The following is an 18,646-nucleotide window of genomic DNA, read 5'->3' as shown; positions in this document are numbered from 1 at the left end:
TAAGGTCCGAAGCCGTTGCTTAGAAGTGGGTTTGTAGTATTTAGTCTCGTACTTTTATGTGTACTTCTCTTAACTGCTGTTCTGTGATTTCACTTGGGGCTCCACACATAAGATCCTGTGCGGTTCCGCTCATTGGAAATGCAATAACTTCACGAATATTTTCTTCGTTACGAAGCAGCATAATCATTCGATCGATTCCTGGTGCCATTCCTGCATGAGGTGGTGCACCAAACTGGAATGCATTGTACAATGCTCCAAATTTATCTTTTAATGTCTCTTTATCATATCCTGCAATTTCAAATGCTTTTTCCATGATTTCCATATCATGGTTACGAACTGCTCCAGATGATAATTCAACACCGTTACATACAATATCATACTGATAAGCCAGAATATCCAGTGGATTCTTTGTATTTAATGCTTCCAGCCCACCCTGTGGCATTGAAAATGGATTATGTGTAAATCCAAGTTTTCCTGTTTCTTCATCAATTTCATACATTGGGAAATCATTGATGTAACAGAAACGATAAGCATTCTTTTCAATTAAATCCAGACGTTTTCCTAATTCATCACGAATCTGTCCTGCAAAAATACATGCTGCTTTTTCAGATGCAGCAATGAAGAAAATAGTATCGCCTTCTGCCAATCCTGCCATTTGTGCCAGTTCCATTTTCATATCATCTGGAATAAATTTATCGATTGGTCCTTTGTACCTCATTTCTTCTTTCACTTCTAAATATCCCAGACCACCCATACCGATGGATTGAGCAAATTTCAGAAGTTTCTCATGCTGTCCCTTTGACAGTTTAGCGTGTACATTGATGGCACGAACTGTCTGACCATGGAATGGCTTAAAGGTACATCTCTGGAAAAATTCTGTAACATCTACGATCTTTAATGGATTTCTAAGATCTGGTTTATCTGTACCATATTCCAGCATAGCCTGTTTATAGCTGATAATCGGATATGGTGCTTCTGTAATTTCAAATCCTTCTGGTGCAAATTCTTTAAATGCTGCAGTCAGTACTTCTTCTCCAACTTTAAATACATCTTCCTGAGTTGCAAAACTCATTTCATAATCCAGCTGATAAAATTCTCCTGGAGAACGGTCTGCACGGGCATCCTCATCACGGAAGCATGGTGCAACCTGATAATATTTATCAATTCCAGATACCATCAGAAGCTGCTTATACTGCTGTGGTGCCTGAGGAAGTGCATAGAATTTTCCTTTGTATTTTCTTGATGGAACCACATAGTCACGAGCACCCTCTGGAGAAGATGCACAAAGAATTGGTGTCTGAATTTCCACAAATCCAAGTTCTTCCATCTTTTCTCTTAAGAAACGAATCACTTTGGAACGGAACAGAATATTATCTTTTACCTTTTTGTTTCTCATATCCAGATAACGATATTTTAAACGAACATCTTCTCTGATTTCCTTAGATGTCGCAATTTCAAACGGAAGATCTGTATAAACCTTTCCTAAAATATCAATTTTATGTGCTTCCAATTCAATGGTTCCTGTAGGAATCTTAGGATTGTATGTTTCCTCATCTCGGTGCTCTATTACACCTTCCACAGATAAACATTCTTCTTTTCTGATGTCATGTAAGAGGCTTGTATCTCTTAAAACCACCTGCATGACTCCATACATATCACGTAAATCAATAAAAGATACGCCACCATGGTCACGAATATTTTCCACCCAGCCGGCAATCTTTAATTCAAATCCGATATCATTTTCAGAAATCTGATCCATTGTCTTTGTGCGATACATGTCTGACATTTTCAATCTCCTTCTCTATGGTTTTTGTTCTTGTATTCATATTCAGGCGGGGCATTCTGGTTTCACAGAAAGACTCTTACGCTTTAGCATAACAAGTTCTTTCCCAATGAAAAAAGGCCCGTCCTGAAAATATTTCAGGACGAACCTGTATAGTCCGCGGTACCACCTGATTTACTGTCTTACCAGTCTCTCTTGTGTGCCTGTTAACGCCAAGCTTACGTCTCACCTACTGCCGTCGACACTTTTGTATCCGGGTTCAGATTGATGCTCTGAAGTGTTCTTCGCATAAATTCACTTTGCAGGGTTCTCACTATCTCCTGCTCACTGGGAACGATAATTTATGTTACTTTTCTCCGTCATCGCCTATTGAATCATTATAATGGAGTAAAATAATATTTGTCAATTGGTTTTTTATTTTTATTTCTGAATGTTTTTCCCATTTTGTGGAATACTCTTGAAAAACAAGCAGGAGGTTTTACTTATGTCACAAAAAATCATTGTAGTCGGTGCCAATCATGCCGGTACTGCTGCATTAAATACAATTCTTGACAATTATAAAGATATAGAAGTTACTGCATTTGATGCAAATTCCAATATAAGCTTTCTTGGCTGTGGTATGGCTCTTTGGATTGGTGGGCAGATTTCCGGTCCTGATGAATTATTCTATTCCAGCAAAGAGCTTTTAGAAAGCAAAGGAGCTTCTATTCATATGAATACTAAAGTTACATCCATTGACTTTAATCAAAAAACAGTAAAAGCAAAAAGTCTTTCCGGAGATTACTATGAACAGATTTATGATAAATTAATTCTTGCCACAGGTTCTGCTCCTGTTTCACTTCCCATCAAAGGCATGAATTTGGAAAATGTGCAATTTGTAAAATTATATCAAAATGCACAGGATGTCATAGAAAAACTAAACAATCATTCTATCGAGAAGATAACTGTAATCGGAGCAGGATACATTGGAGTTGAACTTGCAGAAGCATTTCAGCGAAATGGAAAGGAAGTTACGTTAATTGATTCTGCCGACGGATGCCTGACCAGCTATTTTGACCGCCCTTTTACTCAAAAAATGGAAGAAAATCTTAAACATCACGGAATCCGTCTTGTTTTTAATGAAAGTGTCCAATGTCTGGAAGGAGAAAAGAAAGTTGAGAGTGTGAAAACAAATCATTCCTCTTATCCGGCAGATATGGTGATTTTCTGCACTGGTTTCCGCCCAAATACAAAACTTGGAAATAGCATCATCCAGCAATTTTCCAATGGTGCATATTTAGTAAACAGTCGTCAGGAGACCAGCATAAAAGATGTGTATGCTGTCGGTGACTGTTCTACTGTATACAATAATGCATCCAGACGAACCGACTATATTGCCCTTGCCACAAACGCAGTACGTTCAGGAATCATTGCTGCTCACAATGCCTGCGGCACACCTATGGAATCACCTGGTGTTCAAGGCTCCAATGGCATCAGTATATGGGATTTAAAAATGGTCAGTACCGGCCTTACCTTAAAAAAGGCCCTGCAGCTTGGATTTAATGCCGCATCCACAGACTTTGAAGATTACCAGAAAGCCTTATTTATGAAGAAAAATAATTCCAAAGTCATGATACGTATTGTCTACGAAAGAAAAAGCCGGGTAATTTTAGGTGCCCAGCTTTGCTCAGAATATGATATTTCCATGGCAATCCATATGTTTTCCCTTGCCATTCAGGAACAGGTTACTATTGATCAGTTAAAACTATTTGATTTATTTTTCCTTCCACATTTTAATCAGCCATATAACTATATTACAATGGCTGCTCTAAAAGCTTTATAGGTTTCCATCTTCAAGACTCGCTCGCGAGTCTTGGCGCGGAATTCGGGTCTGCATAGCAGACATACTTCCAATCCGAATTCCTGCGCATCCTCGCGGAGCGTATATCAGATGGGGGATTGAAACCCGCCACTGATACATAATTGTTGCTCACCGCCTACAGAGGCGGGAGTCATCCCTCATCTGATATAAAATCTTCTTCAAATAATGCTTTCACTGCATTTTCATAATCCTTAAGTTTTTGTGCCTTTCGAATTTTTTTGGCATGTTTCTCGTGATTCTTAAACAGTTTAACAGGATTAGACCAGAAATCTTTCATTTTAAACAAAACATTTTTATCTCCTGACACATAACCCTGATATGCTTCATATATACGATCATGGAGCATTTTCAGGTCCTGCTTTTGTAATTCCTGTTTGTATTTTATCTGATGAATCAATGCAGGATTATGCAGTAATCCTCTTCCTATCATCACCTTATCAATTTTTGGAAAACGCTGTGTTATGGTTTCATAATCCTCAACCGTAACAATATCCCCATTGTAACAGACAGAATTTACACTATCTTTCCATGCCCTCTCAAAGATATCCAGATGCGGTTTTCCCTGATAGTATTCTTTTTGAATGCGAGGATGAATAATCAGTTCTTCCAAAGGATATCTGTTGTATATCTCCAGCAACTCCTCAAATTCTTCTGGTCCATTTAATCCTATTCTTGTCTTTATAGAAATTTTCATATCCAATGAATCAAATATCTCTGATAAAAAAACATCCAGATCTTCTGGCTCTTTTAAAAAACCTGATCCTTTTCCTTTGGAAACCACTGTTTTAGAAGGACACCCCAGATTAAGATTTACCTCTTCATATCCCATAACTTTTAATTCTCTTGCAGTTTTAATAAATTCTTCAGATTTTCGTGTTAAAATCTGAGGAACCAGATGGATTCCCTCATTATTCTCCGGTAGAACATCATTTAATTCTCTTGTCTTAAAAATTCTCTTTCCATTAGGCATGATAAAAGGTGTAAAATATTTATCAATTTCTCCAAAAAATTCTTCATATGCATTCCGGTACAAAAAAATCGTAATTCCTTCCATAGGTGCAAAATAAAATTTCACTGTTTTTTTAATCTCCTTCAATTATCCTGTTTCTTCCCTGTTTTTTCCCTTTATACAATCTGCTGTCTGCCAACTGTATTACCTTATATAAACTGTCTTTTTCCTGGGTTCCTGCAATTCCAAAAGTCATAGTCAACATAATCTCCTGGTCTTTCCACATAATTTTTGATGCGGAAACTTCATCCATAAATTCCTGCACACATAAGCGTGTTTCCTCTATAGTCATGTTTTCAAATATAAGAAGGAACTCTTCTCCACCCCATCGAAATACAAATCCACAATATTCCATAAAAGAGGAAATAATATTAGAAATATCCTGTAAAACCTTATCTCCAGCCAAATGACCATATCGGTCATTAATCTGTTTAAAAAAATCAATATCACCAATAGCAATGACAAAGTCTTTTCCATCTTTTTTATATTTATTTTCAAAACTGTCCAGAACAACCTGACAGCTTCGGCGGTTATGTAATCTTGTAAGAGGATCTTTTCCAACAAGATCTGTTATTGAATCTTTCAGCATTACTGAAAACCGTCCCATTTGACCAATTTCATCCTGCCTATCAAGTATTTTAGAATCAATTTTTGTCGTAAGATCTCCTTCCGCTATATCCTTAAGAAATTTCTTAATCTGATTCAGAGATCCTATCACTCTTTTTCCATAATGAAAAACTATGTTTGCTGCTATTATTATGGTTATAAATGCAGCACAAAATATAATCGCTATACTTTTTGACATTTCTATTAATATATCTTTTCTTGGTTTTCCTGCGAACATCATTCCACTGATATTATTTTTCGAATCTTTAATTGGCATATAATATCCAAAATACCTGGTATCATTTACCATTACATTGTCTGAAAAAAAATCACGACCTTTTTTCAATACCTGGTCGGATACTTCTTTTGATGCTTCTGTTCCACGTGCCCGCTCCCCATTTTCCTTGCATATGGTAGTAAGACATCGTTCTCTATGATAAAACAAAGTTATATCTGCTCCTGATAGTTCCCGGATTTCATCCAAAATCTGTGTCTGTCCTTCTATACTCTTATCTCCTTTGACTATGTGATGATCTTTTTCTGACAGATCTCCTGGAAATAACAGTTCAAAATTTTTATATGAGGTATATGCCAGTATACGCAAATTATCTTTAACCTCATTTTTTAGACTGTTGTAGATGGTCAATGAAGTTATCATCGTTACAATGATTCCAAAAATAAGAAGAGGAAGAATAGAGATTCCTAATAGATTTGTCGTCAATTTATGCTTTCCGTACTTCATAATCCTTTATCTCTTAAATATTTTTTTAACTCCCAATATTTTAAATCATATTGTATCATGGATTTGTATATTTTGTCATTAATAATTGATAAGCAAAAACAGGATATGTTTACAACTCACCCTTCTTCTTTCTGTACATTTCTCCTATTCTATGTTATTATTTAGCATATATGTCCGTCGGTGATGGACATTGTATACAAAAGAATGAAAGGATTTTATATCATATGTTAGATACAATTGAATCACTAAATGCTGCCATAAATAATTTTATCTGGGGTGTGCCTGCGATGATCTGCATTATTGGAGTCGGGCTATATTTAAGTGTTCGTACTCATTTTCTGCAGATCCGGAAATTTCCCTATGCAATTAAAACAACCATTGGCCGTGTTTTCCGAAAAAAAGAAGCTTCTGAAGGTTCTATGACTCCATTTCAGGCAGTTTGTACGGCTCTTGCCGCAACTGTGGGAACAGGAAATATTGCCGGTGTTGCAGGAGCAATCGCTATTGGTGGTCCCGGAGCAGTTTTCTGGATGTGGATTTCCGCTTTTCTTGGGATGTGTACCAAGTTTGCTGAAGTGACATTGGCTGTTCACTACAGAGAACGTAATGCTGAAGGTGATCTTGTAGGCGGACCAATGTACTATATAAAAAATGGTCTGGGAAAACGTTGGCAGTGGCTGGCTGTTCTTTTTTCTGTTTTCGGAGTTTTAACTGTTTTTGGTACTGGAAATGCAACACAGGTTAATACTATTACAACAGCAATAAACTCTGCTTTACTGAATTTCCATATTATTAATCAGGACTCTCTTAGTGTTTTTAATCTGATTTTGGGAATCGTAATTGCTTCTTTAGTTGCTCTTGTTCTTTTAGGTGGAGTAAAGCGTATTGGAAAAGTTACAGAAAAACTGGTTCCTTTTATGGCTCTTGTTTATATCCTGCTGACTCTAGGAGTTATCTTCATAAATATTTCCAGTATTCCTGCTGTTTTTTCGTCTATTATTTATGGAGCTTTTAATCCTGCTGCAGTAACCGGAGGAGTTGTCGGAAGTTTTTTCCTTAGTATGAAAAAAGGGGTTGCCAGAGGAATTTTCTCCAACGAGGCAGGTCTTGGTACCGGATCTATCGCACACGCATGTGCTGATACAAAAAATCCTGTAAAACAAGGATTCTTTGGAATATTTGAAGTATTCACAGATACGATTCTTATTTGTACCTTGACTGCACTGGTTATTTTGTGTAGCGGAATACCTGTTCATTATGGAACTGCTGCAGGTGCAGAACTGACTATCCTTGGATTTACTTCCACTTATGGAAACTGGGTTTCTATTTTCACTGCCATTGCTTTATGCTGTTTTGCCTTCTCCACCATTATAGGCTGGGGATTATATGGAGCCCGATGCATTGAGTTTCTATTTTCCTCCAAAGTAATTAAACCATTCATGGTTGTCTACTCTCTTGTTGCCATTCTTGGTGCAACCGTAGACCTTGGGCTTCTTTGGAGTATCGCAGAAACATTTAACGGATTAATGTCTATTCCAAACTTAATTGCCCTGTTCCTTTTATCAGGAACAGTTGTAAAACTGGTAAAAGAATATTTTAAAAACGAATAATAATTAAACGGATGTTCTTCCAAATAGAAAACATCCGTTTTTCTTATTACCATTTTTTAATTTAGGATAGTATCATATGACAGTTTAATATGGTCTTCCAGTAAACACTGCCACTGAACGTGGACGTAGAATAAACTCCCTGTCAATTCTTACTTCTTCTCCTTCTTTATAAAAATATTTTCCTTTTTCATCACCGTAGGTATTAACACTTAAATACCATTCTCCGTTCCCGTGCAGCTGCGGTAGCGTAATCACTGCATCATTCCAGTCAGAATTCACAGAAATATATATCAGATCATCATGTCCTTTTTCTTTATCATATCCTGCAAAACTGACAGAAACAGTTTTTGCATCATTTGGTAGGAATGCTTTCTCTGCATTCAGGTCATGTGCATGCATTGGATCCATCCCGCAAACGGCATTTGGAAGCTTTTCTCTTATGATTCTGTGTTTCTTTCGAAAATCTATCATAAACTTAAAGAATTCAAATAAATCTTTGTTTTTTTCCAGATATGACCAGTCAATCCATGAAACTTCATTATCCTGACAATATCCATTATTATTACCGTACTGGGTATTAGCAAATTCATCACCTGCCAGAAACATTGGTGTACCTCTGCTGCACATTAAAACAGCACAGGCATTTCTTATCATCCGGAAACGAAGGTTCAACACATCCTGGTTATCCGTGTCGCCTTCAATACCACAGTTCCAGCTTCGGTTATCATCAGCTCCATCTGTATTATTCCATCCATTACTCTCATTATGTTTCATATTATAAGAATACAGATCATACAAAGTAAATCCATCATGACATGTGAGAAAATTCACACAGGAATTATATCCGGCATACATTTTATAATCATTGGGATCATCTCCCCCATATAAATCTCCTGAACCGCACATACTCCAGGCTGCTTCCCATGATGCCCAGCTGTCCCCTTTTAAAAATGATCTTAGAGCATCTCTATATCTTCCATTCCATTCTGCCCATCGTTTACTTGCCGGAAAATTCCCCACCTGATACATTCCACCTGCATCCCATGCTTCTGCAATCAGTTTTACATTGCTTAATACCGGATCATTTGCAAGACTTCTTAACAGTGGCGGGTTATTCATCGGCATCCCATCTTCATTTCTACCAAGAATACTTGCCAGATCGAAGCGGAAACCATCTATTCTATAACTGACCGTCCAGTATCTTAGACATTCCAGAATCAATTGCTGGACAATCGGATGATTACAATTCAGTGTATTTCCGCACCCGCTGAAATTATAATAATTTCCCTCTGGTGTCAGCATATAATAAATCTTATTGTCCAGTCCTTTAAAGCAAAAATTTGTTCCCTGCTCATTTCCTTCCGCAGTATGGTTAAATACTACATCCAGAATAACTTCTATTCCATTATCATGAAGGGCTTTGATTAATTCTTTTAATTCCCATCCCTCTCGATTTGATTCATCTTTTGCCGCATAATTCTTATTTGGCGCAAAGAAACTTACCGTATTATATCCCCAGTAATCTAACAGCTTTTGACCATTATGTTCTCTTTCATTCATTGTCTCATCAAATTCAAAAATAGGCAGTAATTCCACCGCATTGATTCCCAATTCCTTTAGATATGGAATTTTCTCCTTAAGACCTGCAAAAGTACCTCTATATTTGTCATCAACACCTGAAGATTCATGCTGGGTAAAGCCTCTCACATGCAATTCATATATAATCAGATCACTCATCTTTTGGGAAGACTGAGGCATATCTCCCCAGTCAAACAAATTCTTTACAACTCTTGCATGATAGGCTCCATTTTTTTTCTCTCCCCATCCATGACGTCCGGTTACTGCTCTTGCGTATGGATCCAATATAATATTTTCTTTATCAAACAACAGCCCCTTCTCCGGACAATTAGGTCCATCAATCCTGTATGCATATTCAAATTCTTCTATATTAAGGCCATATACAATCATGGAATAAACATCACCGATTTTATATTCTTCTGGAAATGGCAGAACCGCAAATGGTTCCTCATGCCCTTTATGAAATAACAATAATTCACATGCTGTTCCCTCATGAGTATGAATAGTGAAATTTACCCCATTAGAAAGTGCCATGGCTCCATTTACATCAAATAGTCCCGGACGTACTGGAAATCCTTCGATTACATCCACTGGTATCTGCGGTACCGGATAATCTGTTATAAAACTCTGACTATATAACTTCATATGATTTCCACCTTTCTCTTTTGTTTCACAGTTTATTTCCCCTATTATATTTCAATAGGTAGAAAGTCGCAAGGTAAAATTTGACAAATCACTGGTTTTTATTGATTATAAAAAGATTCATAATCATCATTTCTATCTTTTATAAGGCCTTACTTTATTTATAAAAACATATATATCAATCAATAAAATAACTGTACCGGTAAGAATCATATACATTGTTGCCAATGAAACCTTCTGATCAAAAAAGTACAAATTACAATCAATGGAATCTCTTATCGATTCTATGACCTCTGATGGAAATCCCACATGTTTCATTTCCTTATAAACACCACCTAAAGCATGATTACGAAGCAATGATGTTCCATAAGTACCTGGCAGAAATGAAAGGACTTTCTGCAGTCCCTCCGAAAACTGAGAAATAGGCATATATGCTCCACAGATAAATCCGTAACCTGCACTGATAATGGTTCCCACTGCTGATATCTGCCCCTGAGTAGATAAAAAGAAACCTATAATACTGGATAATGCCGTTCCAAATAATACGAGAAGAAATACATCCAAAAAAATCAGGCCCAGATCCTTCACACTTAAATACCATCCTGTGGCTGCCACATAGCCAAGACAGATTACCGTTGCTGCATAACAGATAATCAAGGTAGAAATAAGTGTTGCCAAATAATAACTTAAGGCTAGAATTGAAGGTTTTACCGGTGAAATAGTCAAATCACAGATTGTACCATTGGCTTTATCCTGCACCATTAACATATTAGAACAAAAAGCAACTGTTACACAGCTGACTGCTAAAATTGAGGACATCAACTGCCCGCTTACACATCCGTCGATAAGTTTTTCTGATACTTCCAGTGTTTTTGGCAATACGCTTGTAAAACTGTCTTTATATACATTTCCCAGAAAAGTTGCATATAGTACCAGTAATATAGCCGGTGTAATTAATGAAGTAAAAAACATTCCCTTATCCATAAAAAAGAGTTTTGTATTACGTTTTACAAGTGCTTTAAGCTCTTTCATTTCCCGCACCTCCTATCAGTTTTTTTCCTGTCACCGCAAGAAATACATCATCCATTTTCCCTTTTGTAATCTCATAATCTATAAAAATATCCGGATATTTAATAATCAGTTCTGTCGCTGCTTTGGTATCAGGTACTAAAAAACGGTAAGCATCCCGAATCGGTTCATATGGGACTTTCAAGCATTCTGCCTGCTCTTTTGTAATACCATAAATTGTCACAAAATCTCCTGTGTAACAGTTTTTCAGCTCCAGCGGTGTACCTTTGGCAACAATTTTTCCGCTGTCCAGAATAACTACATAGTCTGCATCTGCAGCTTCTTCCATATAATGTGTAGTAAGAAATACCGTCATATTATTATTCCTGCGTAAACTACTGATTACATTCCATAATGTTTTTCTTGTCTGTGGATCCAATCCTGTAGTTGGTTCGTCCAATATGAGAATTCTTGGATTATGTAACAGAGCTCGGGCAATATCAATCCGTCTGCGCTGACCGCCTGAAAGCTTTCCTACAGAACGCTTCAGCAAATCTTCAAAATCAAGGATCCGGGCAAGCTCAGCAAGCCTTTCCTGAAATTTTTTTCCTGTAATACCATATAAAGCTCCACGGACTTCCAAATTGTCATAAACAGTCAATGATTTATCAAGAACAGAATTTTGAAAGACCACTCCTAAATCTCTCTTGATTTTATCTACACTTTGATCAAGATTTCTTCCATTAATCACAACCTCTCCCCCATCTTTGGCAAGCTGCCCACACATAATATTAATCGTGGTAGATTTTCCAGCACCATTAATGCCAAGAAAAGCAAATAGTTCTCCCTCTTTTACATGAAAACTTAAATCCTGTACCGCTTTTACTTCACCAAAATTTTTATTTAGATGTCTGATTTCTATAATATTCTCCATATTGGCATCTCCTGTCTAATGAAAAAACGCAGAACAATTTTCATATTCTTAAAATAATTGTTCTGCGTCATGACGTCTAATTCCTTTTCATATTTTTTCCAGTGTCATTTTATATTTTCTTTTATCATAACTTACAAAATACCTGATGTCAATCTGACAAAGATATTTATTGCCTGGTTTTATTTTCTCCTTTAGTCATCATCTTTCCAAACACTCCGGTCTCTTCGGTAAATTCATTGGATGGTGGAAGACAGGTATGGTTTTCACAGACATAATATGTTGTTTTTCCATTTAGCAACTGATACTCCTCTGTGGTTTTTGAAAGAATCTTAACTTCCGCATATAAAGGCATATGAGACCACATTTCGTCTGATTCATTTTTCGAACAGACTACTGTAATTTTCTTCGGTGGATAAAGATAAAAAAGCAATGCCGTTTGAAACAAACTATATCCTGCCGGATAATCTTTTGCTTCCCCAGACAGAAATGCCAGCTGCTTTTGAACTCGCTGCTGGTATTCCTTTTCATCTGTAATCTGAGAAAGTCTCACAAGACAATAAGCCATTACAGAGTTCCCGCTGGGCATGGCACCATCATATGTTTCCTTAGGCCTTGTAATCAGATTTCCATTCTCTGTTCCATACAGAAAATATCCTCCACCATCCTGATCTGCGAATTGCCTTTCTGTTTCTTCTATTATCTGCTTTGCCTCCTGTAAATAGTCATTCTGTGGATCAGCCTCAAATAAGCAGAGCAGTGCCGCTGCATAATAGGCATAATCATCTAGAAAGCCTTTTACAGAATGTACCTTATTTCGACAGCTGACATATAAAAAATTGTTTTCGGTGAGATACTGTTGAATAAATTTCTGATTTTTTTTCGCTGCCAGCAAATAACGTGTATTTCCAGTTACACGATAAAGAACTGCCAGTGCACAGATCATAAGAGAATTCCATGAGGTAAGAATTTTGTTGTCCAAATGAAGCCTTGTACGAGTTTTTCGATATTCATACAGAAGTTTCCTTTCCTGCTCAAACTTATTAGAAATCTCCTTTTCATTTAACAGATTAGGAATATTTTTACCCTCAAAATTTCCCTGCTCCGTAATTCCAAAATACTCACAAAACTTTTCTCCAGCTTCTTTCCCTAGAATTTTATGAATCTCTTCATAGCTCCAAGTGTAAAATTTCCCTTCTTCTCCTTCACTATCCGCATCCTGTGCAGAATAAAATTCTCCCGAAGGACCTGTCATTTCCCGAAAAATATATTCTGCTACCTTTTCTGCTGTATCAAGAAACATAATTTCTCCTGATGCTTTGTAAGCTACTGCATATGCTAAAATCAACAGGGCATTGTCATAAAGCATCTTCTCAAAATGAGGTATCAGGAAATATTTATCTGTGGAATATCGCGAAAATCCATAACCAATATGATCAAATATCCCACCTCGTCTCATTTTTTCCAAGGTTTTTTCTACCTGCTGGAATACCTTATGGTCCTTATGGATCACAGCATATAACATAAGAAAAATCAGATTATGAGCAGCAGGAAATTTCGGTGCAGGACCAAATCCACCATATTCTCTGTCAAAACTTTTTGCAAAAAGCAGTGCAGCTTCTTGTGGCAGGTGTGGATCTATTTTTTCATATACCCTTTTGCTTTCCGGTATTATATAAGAAAGGATCTGATCTGCAGATTCCAGCAACTGTGTTTTGTTCTTTTCCCACTTCTCTGCAATGGCAAGGAGCAGATCGCCAAAACCTATCATCCCATTATAAGATACCGGTGGAAAATAAGTACCTGTATAAAAAGGTTTTTGCTGTGGCGTCAAAAAAATACTCATAGGCCAGCCACCTCTTCCTGTAAGGGTCTGGCAAACCGACATATAGACACTATCAATATCCGGGCGTTCTTCACGGTCAACTTTGATGGATACAAAATATCGATTGAGAATTTCTGCAATTTCTGCATTTTCAAAACTTTCATGGGCCATTACATGGCACCAATGGCAGGTACTGTATCCAATACTTAAAAAAACGGGTTTATCTTCCCGCTCTGCTTTTTCAAAAGCCTCCTTTCCCCATGGATACCAATTGACAGGATTTTCTGCATGCTGCAAAAGATAGGGACTACTCTCATTTTTCAGATGATTACTCATATTTGTTTTTCTCCCTTCTATTTGTCACTAGTATGTAGCAGTAGCGGTAATTTATGCATATTCCAGGCGATTTCCAAGAAAGAACGTTTGCCTTCGATATAATCACCCAATACTACTTCCGGTGATTTTCCGTGGTAAATAGCACAGAATCCACAATAATCACAGTCTTCTTTACACTGAAAAGTTTCAAGAACGTATTTTTCACGTTCTTCTCTTGTTATATTTTTAATTAATAAACTCTTTTTTTACTCATTTATCTAACTTGGACAACAACTGTAAATTATACGTTTCATAATCATTGAATACCGAATCAGAAAACTCCTTACTGTTGTATTTCGGCTGATACCATGCACATCCCATAAAATAATTGTTCAAATCTTTATCTTTGAATATATAGCCACGCCTTGCATATATCTCATTTTTCGCCAAATGTATAATCTTCGATGGAACATTCTGAAACTCTTCTTCTGTGTAGTATTTCATGTCTGTATAAAATAATGGTTCTATTCTGTTCGCAATATCTTTGACGTCTCTTGTATTCTCCCAATATTCTATTGCAGTTTCATAATATCTGCTGGACTGATAATAGGAAGTTCTTTCTATTACTCTTTCTTCAATTTCTTCATAGGAAAGCCCTGGATAAAACTGTGCGTAAAATTCATTCAGCATTTTCTCATCAGAGACATCACTTGCCATCATTTTATCATTAGATATCTCGGTATCTTTTCCCTCTGCTGCTTTTTCAGTTGTCACATCCTCTTTTGTTGATACTTTTTCAGTTGTCATACCCTCTTTTGTTGATACTTTTTCAGTTGTCATACCCTCTTCCTTGGTTTCTTGAGTTCCACAAGCGCATACTACGCCTATCATACATACGCAAACAAGCAAAATAATAAATTTCTTTTTCATCATCAATCCTCCTAAATATTTAGCCTGAATTATTCATCCAGGACATCTACATCCTATGCTTCTACATTCACATCTGTCACCTGCAATTCTTATTTCTTCACATTATTATCCCGTATTCATTGTCCAACTAAATTTTATTATTTGTTCCAACTATATTCAATATCTGTTTTCGAATATTTGACGCTTATATGAATAAACTAATACTTATCCAATTGATCCAATTGACATTTCGTAGAATGAAACCTATAATAATATTATTACATTCGTAAGATTTAAGGAGGAACTGGATATGAGTCATCTGCCACAAATTTCCGAGGCCGAATTTGAAGTTATGAAAATCATATGGAAATATGCTCCAATCAGTACCAATGACATAACAGAAAAATTATTGCAAACCACAACATGGAGTCCTAAAACCATACAGACTCTGATCAAACGTCTTGTGAACAAAGGGGTTCTTTCTTATGAGAAGGAAGGGCGGGTATTTGTTTATACACCTTTAGTAAAAGAAAATGAATATCTTGATCAGAAAAGCCATTCTTTTGTAAAACGTTATTACGATGGAGATATCACTGCTATGCTATCTGCATACATTGAAAATGATAAACTATCGAAACAGGAAATAGAACACTTACGTTCTCTTCTCAATAAAAAATGAAAGGGAGATCATGAATGTGATTGATTTTATCGTACATTTTTTTATATGTAATATATTTATCAGTGTTATCATCGGTTTTTTTTTAATATGTAGAAAATTATTCAAAAATCATTTAACCAGCCGGATGCAATATAACTTGTGGTTTCTGCTTCTGGCACTTTTGGCTGTTCCCTTTCTCCCATTACGTTCCTTAGATTTTTCCCGGATGTTATCATGGATCATAAATCTGAAAACTTTTTCTGTATCAAATAGCGATTTTATCAAAGAAAAAGCGATAGACAGTACAAATCCAGCCGGATTGTCAAATTGGATGAATGATTTTGCAATTTCTGTCCATAGTAAATCTCCATCGACCATTGGAATCATCTTATGGATCATCTGGATTTCCGGGATCCTAGTGATGATTACATTAATGGTAAAATCATTTCTCCATTTGCAAACTTTAAAAAAATCCGCTCTTCCCCTTCAGAATATAAACATCCGCAAATTGTATCATGACTGCATGGAAGAAATGAAAATAACAAGAGAAATTCCTGTCTACAGCACTGCTTTTTTAATGTCTCCTGTTTTTTCAGGATTGTTCAAACCATGTATTTATCTGCCGATCCATTTAATATCTGACAGCACCTTATCTGACATACGCTATATATTGTTACATGAATTGCAACACTACAAACACAAAGATACTTTTTCCAACTACCTGATGAATCTTATAGGAATATTATACTGGTTTCATCCTTTGGTATGGTATGCACTAAGAGAAATGAGAAATGACCGGGAGATTGCCTGTGATACTTCCGTTTTACAGATGCTTGAGGAAACTTCCTATATAAATTACGGCAATACATTGCTTAACTTTGCAGAAAAAATTTCCCTTGTTCCTTTCCCTTTTTCTTCCAGTCTTGGTGGAAACACAAAACAGATAAAACGTCGTATTATCAATATTGCTTCTTATAAAAAACCCACCTTATTGAAAAATGTAAAAAGCATCCTTATTTTTATGCTGATCCTTTTTCTTCTTTTGGGGATCAGTCCCATATTATCCATATCTGCAACAGACAAAGACCACTATCATTGGAAATCTTCATCCGAGAATATTTCCTACAGGAATCTATCTGCTTTTTTTGGAAAATACGAAGGAAGTTTTGTTTTATATAATTTAAAAAAAGACCGTTGGAACATATATGATATGGAACATGCCACTAAAAGAGTTGCTCCAGACTCCACCTACAAAATATATGATGCACTGTTTGGTCTGGAAGAAAATATAATTACCCCAGAGGATTCTTTCATAGTATGGGATAAAAAAACTTATCCATTTGCATCATGGAATGCCGATCAAAATCTACAGTCTGCAATGAGATTTTCTGTTAACTGGTATTTCCAATCTATAGATCAACAGCTTGGAGCACACACTGTAAATGATTATTTCCATAAAATAAAATATGGAAATGAAAATTCCAGTGGCAATCTTTCTACCTACTGGATGGAATCTTCCTTAAAGATTTCCCCTGTAGAGCAGGTTGAACTTTTAAAGAAATTATATCATAACAGCTTCGGCTTTGACATCAGAAACGTCAATACAGTGAAAAACTCTATCCTACTTTCTTCTTCCAAAAAGGGCAGTTTTTATGGAAAGACCGGAACAGGACGTATCGATGGTATGGATGTGAATGGATGGTTTATTGGATATATAGAAAAATCCAGAAATACATACTTTTTTGCTACAAACATCAAAGCCGACAAACATGCCACCGGAAGTAACGCAGCCAAAATAACCCTGTCTATCTTATCTGACATGAATATATGGAAATAGAAAAGGATAACCTATTTCCTGTTCACACGATATTGATAGTCCGGTATTTTCCTGATTCCACCATTTAAAATTTTATTGCTCAGATATTGAAAACTTCCATCTTTTTGAAACCGTACTGTAAGCTTATGGGTTATCACTGCATCATCACATACAACCATGTCACATACTGCATCAACGGTTAAGGTTACAGTTCCATCCTTATTTTTTCTTACATCCGTAACCTCCGGCAGAGAAGTTCCAAAAAAAGTTGGAGAATAATTACCACATTTTAGTTGTTCCAATGGATACGTCTGTTTTTTATCATCAAATACTGCATATGTTTGTATTTGCTCCGCTGTTATCGGAAGGTAATCCATGATCAAATGCTCAAATTGTTCTTTCGGCACCCCATCCGGATATCGTTCAAATGGAAACTCCTTTTTATGTTTCATTTGATATAGATATTCAAACATTCCGTTATAATCTAAATCCTGCATATGTTTTGTATCCCAATTGGAACATAAAAGATTATTTCCCTGATAACCTAATTCCTTCACACATTTCTGAGACATTCTCCGCTGTTCTTCAGTCATTGGCTTTACTCTCACTAAGCAGCTTCCATCTATAACTTCACTGACTTCTGGTGGTTCCGGAACACATAATTCGTAACAGAACCATCCCTTATGGGTATACTTCCAATCTTTTATCCTTGTGTATGAAATATAGGTCATCTGAAGATCATAATTTTTATTCCATATTACATTTGTATTGAGAAGATACATGCAGGTCCCATCAAATATATACTTCATTCTTGCGATGCTTCCATCGGAACATATATTATACGCCACAATAGATCCTTTTTCCCCTTTTACAGACTCCTTTAGAAAGCGATCCATATTTTGATAATTTCCCATATCAGAATAAAATACCGTTGTGGTTACCGGACACTTTGTCTTCTTTAATTTGTCCCTCATTTTCAAAATCGTATTATCCGATAATACAACATTTAATGCAGTTCCTTTCTCTGCATTTTTATAAATATCTCTGGTAAGTTCCATAACTTTTTTACAATCATTTTCTGATTCTTTTTTTTCTTTCTCCTCTATTGGAATATCATATCCCCGTTTCTTGGCTTTTTTTATTTTTTCTTTCAAACGAATTATCTCCGTAGAACGTTTTTGGGACAATTCTATACTTTTTTGATAAATACAAAAAATAGCAACAACCATCAGTATCATAATTATATATATAATTTTTTTCTTACATCTGATTTTTCTTTTCATCCTAACCTCCTCTTTGCCTTTAAATCCTACAGTTGTAAGATTTAAAAACAAAAAAATTTTCGCTTTGTTT

Annotated in this window: 13 protein-coding genes and 1 other annotated feature; of the genes, 4 read left to right on the top strand and 9 right to left on the bottom strand. The window is 36.1% G+C overall.

Features of this window, described 5'->3' with window-relative positions; genetic code table 11:
• Nucleotides 1-40: 40 nt before the first annotated feature.
• Nucleotides 41-1,786: an aspartate--tRNA ligase gene (gene aspS / locus KTB61_RS00190; protein WP_216696550.1), complete on the bottom strand. Its 1,746-nt coding sequence runs from the start codon at nucleotides 1,784-1,786 to the stop codon at nucleotides 41-43.
• 132 nt (nucleotides 1,787-1,918) lie between these two features.
• Nucleotides 1,919-2,155 (bottom strand) — a binding site (T-box leader).
• A gap of 112 nt (nucleotides 2,156-2,267) precedes the next feature.
• On the opposite strand from aspS, the gene nox reads away from it, so the two are divergent.
• A complete protein-coding gene (gene nox / locus KTB61_RS00185) occupies nucleotides 2,268-3,605 on the top strand; it encodes a H2O-forming NADH oxidase (protein ID WP_216696549.1) in 1,338 nt (445 codons plus the stop codon).
• Nucleotides 3,606-3,774: 169 nt separating this feature from the next.
• Here nox and KTB61_RS00180 read toward each other — a convergent pair whose 3' ends face one another.
• Together KTB61_RS00180 and KTB61_RS00175 are read right to left on the bottom strand one after the other, a co-directional pair.
• On the bottom strand, nucleotides 3,775-4,719 hold the full coding sequence (locus KTB61_RS00180) for a tRNA dihydrouridine synthase (RefSeq protein ID WP_216696755.1): 945 nt from the start codon (nucleotides 4,717-4,719) through the stop codon (nucleotides 3,775-3,777).
• Nucleotides 4,720-4,726: 7 nt separating this feature from the next.
• The gene (locus KTB61_RS00175; protein ID WP_216696548.1) at nucleotides 4,727-6,001 is read right to left on the bottom strand and encodes a diguanylate cyclase; all 1,275 of its coding nucleotides are present in this window, start codon (nucleotides 5,999-6,001) and stop codon (nucleotides 4,727-4,729) included.
• Nucleotides 6,002-6,225: 224 nt separating this feature from the next.
• Between KTB61_RS00175 and KTB61_RS00170 the strand changes: the two genes are divergently transcribed.
• A complete protein-coding gene (locus KTB61_RS00170) occupies nucleotides 6,226-7,611 on the top strand; it encodes an alanine/glycine:cation symporter family protein (protein ID WP_216696547.1) in 1,386 nt (461 codons plus the stop codon).
• Between the two features lie 84 nt (nucleotides 7,612-7,695).
• On the opposite strand, the gene KTB61_RS00165 is transcribed toward KTB61_RS00170, so the two are convergent.
• The 5 genes from KTB61_RS00165 to KTB61_RS00145 all read right to left on the bottom strand — a co-directional run bounded on the left by KTB61_RS00165 (nucleotide 7,696) and on the right by KTB61_RS00145 (nucleotide 14,840).
• Nucleotides 7,696-9,834 carry a glycogen debranching protein gene (locus KTB61_RS00165; RefSeq protein WP_216696546.1) on the bottom strand — a complete coding sequence of 713 codons (2,139 nt, stop codon included), beginning with the start codon at nucleotides 9,832-9,834 and terminating at the stop codon, nucleotides 7,696-7,698.
• Between the two features lie 132 nt (nucleotides 9,835-9,966).
• Nucleotides 9,967-10,863 carry an ABC transporter permease gene (locus KTB61_RS00160; RefSeq protein ID WP_216696545.1) on the bottom strand — a complete coding sequence of 299 codons (897 nt, stop codon included), beginning with the start codon at nucleotides 10,861-10,863 and terminating at the stop codon, nucleotides 9,967-9,969.
• Entirely contained in the window at nucleotides 10,850-11,773 is a 924-nt protein-coding gene (locus KTB61_RS00155) for an ABC transporter ATP-binding protein (RefSeq protein ID WP_216696544.1), read from the bottom strand. Before KTB61_RS00155 ends, KTB61_RS00160 begins: the two co-directional genes overlap by 14 nt.
• A 166-nt stretch (nucleotides 11,774-11,939) precedes the next feature.
• A complete protein-coding gene (locus KTB61_RS00150) occupies nucleotides 11,940-13,931 on the bottom strand; it encodes a thioredoxin domain-containing protein (RefSeq protein WP_216696543.1) in 1,992 nt (663 codons plus the stop codon).
• 249 nt (nucleotides 13,932-14,180) lie between these two features.
• Complete coding sequence (locus KTB61_RS00145) at nucleotides 14,181-14,840, bottom strand: YARHG domain-containing protein (protein ID WP_216696542.1); 660 nt, start codon at nucleotides 14,838-14,840, stop codon at nucleotides 14,181-14,183.
• A gap of 289 nt (nucleotides 14,841-15,129) precedes the next feature.
• Here KTB61_RS00145 and KTB61_RS00140 point away from each other — a divergent pair, with 289 nt between their 5' ends.
• Both KTB61_RS00140 and KTB61_RS00135 read left to right on the top strand, forming a co-directional pair.
• A complete protein-coding gene (locus KTB61_RS00140) occupies nucleotides 15,130-15,498 on the top strand; it encodes a BlaI/MecI/CopY family transcriptional regulator (protein ID WP_075759278.1) in 369 nt (122 codons plus the stop codon).
• A 16-nt stretch (nucleotides 15,499-15,514) separates the two neighbouring features.
• A complete protein-coding gene (locus KTB61_RS00135) occupies nucleotides 15,515-17,314 on the top strand; it encodes a BlaR1 family beta-lactam sensor/signal transducer (protein WP_216696541.1) in 1,800 nt (599 codons plus the stop codon).
• An 11-nt stretch (nucleotides 17,315-17,325) separates the two neighbouring features.
• On the opposite strand, the gene KTB61_RS00130 is transcribed toward KTB61_RS00135, so the two are convergent.
• On the bottom strand, nucleotides 17,326-18,576 hold the full coding sequence (locus KTB61_RS00130) for a DUF6070 family protein (protein ID WP_216696540.1): 1,251 nt from the start codon (nucleotides 18,574-18,576) through the stop codon (nucleotides 17,326-17,328).
• Between the last annotated feature and the right edge of the window lie 70 nt (nucleotides 18,577-18,646).

The sequence above is a fragment of the Anaerostipes faecalis genome, from assembly GCF_018982945.1.
GTDB lineage: Bacteria > Bacillota > Clostridia > Lachnospirales > Lachnospiraceae > Anaerostipes > Anaerostipes faecalis.
Note: the sequence above shows the minus strand (reverse complement) of the source record. Positions and strands in the feature narration are given on the sequence as shown.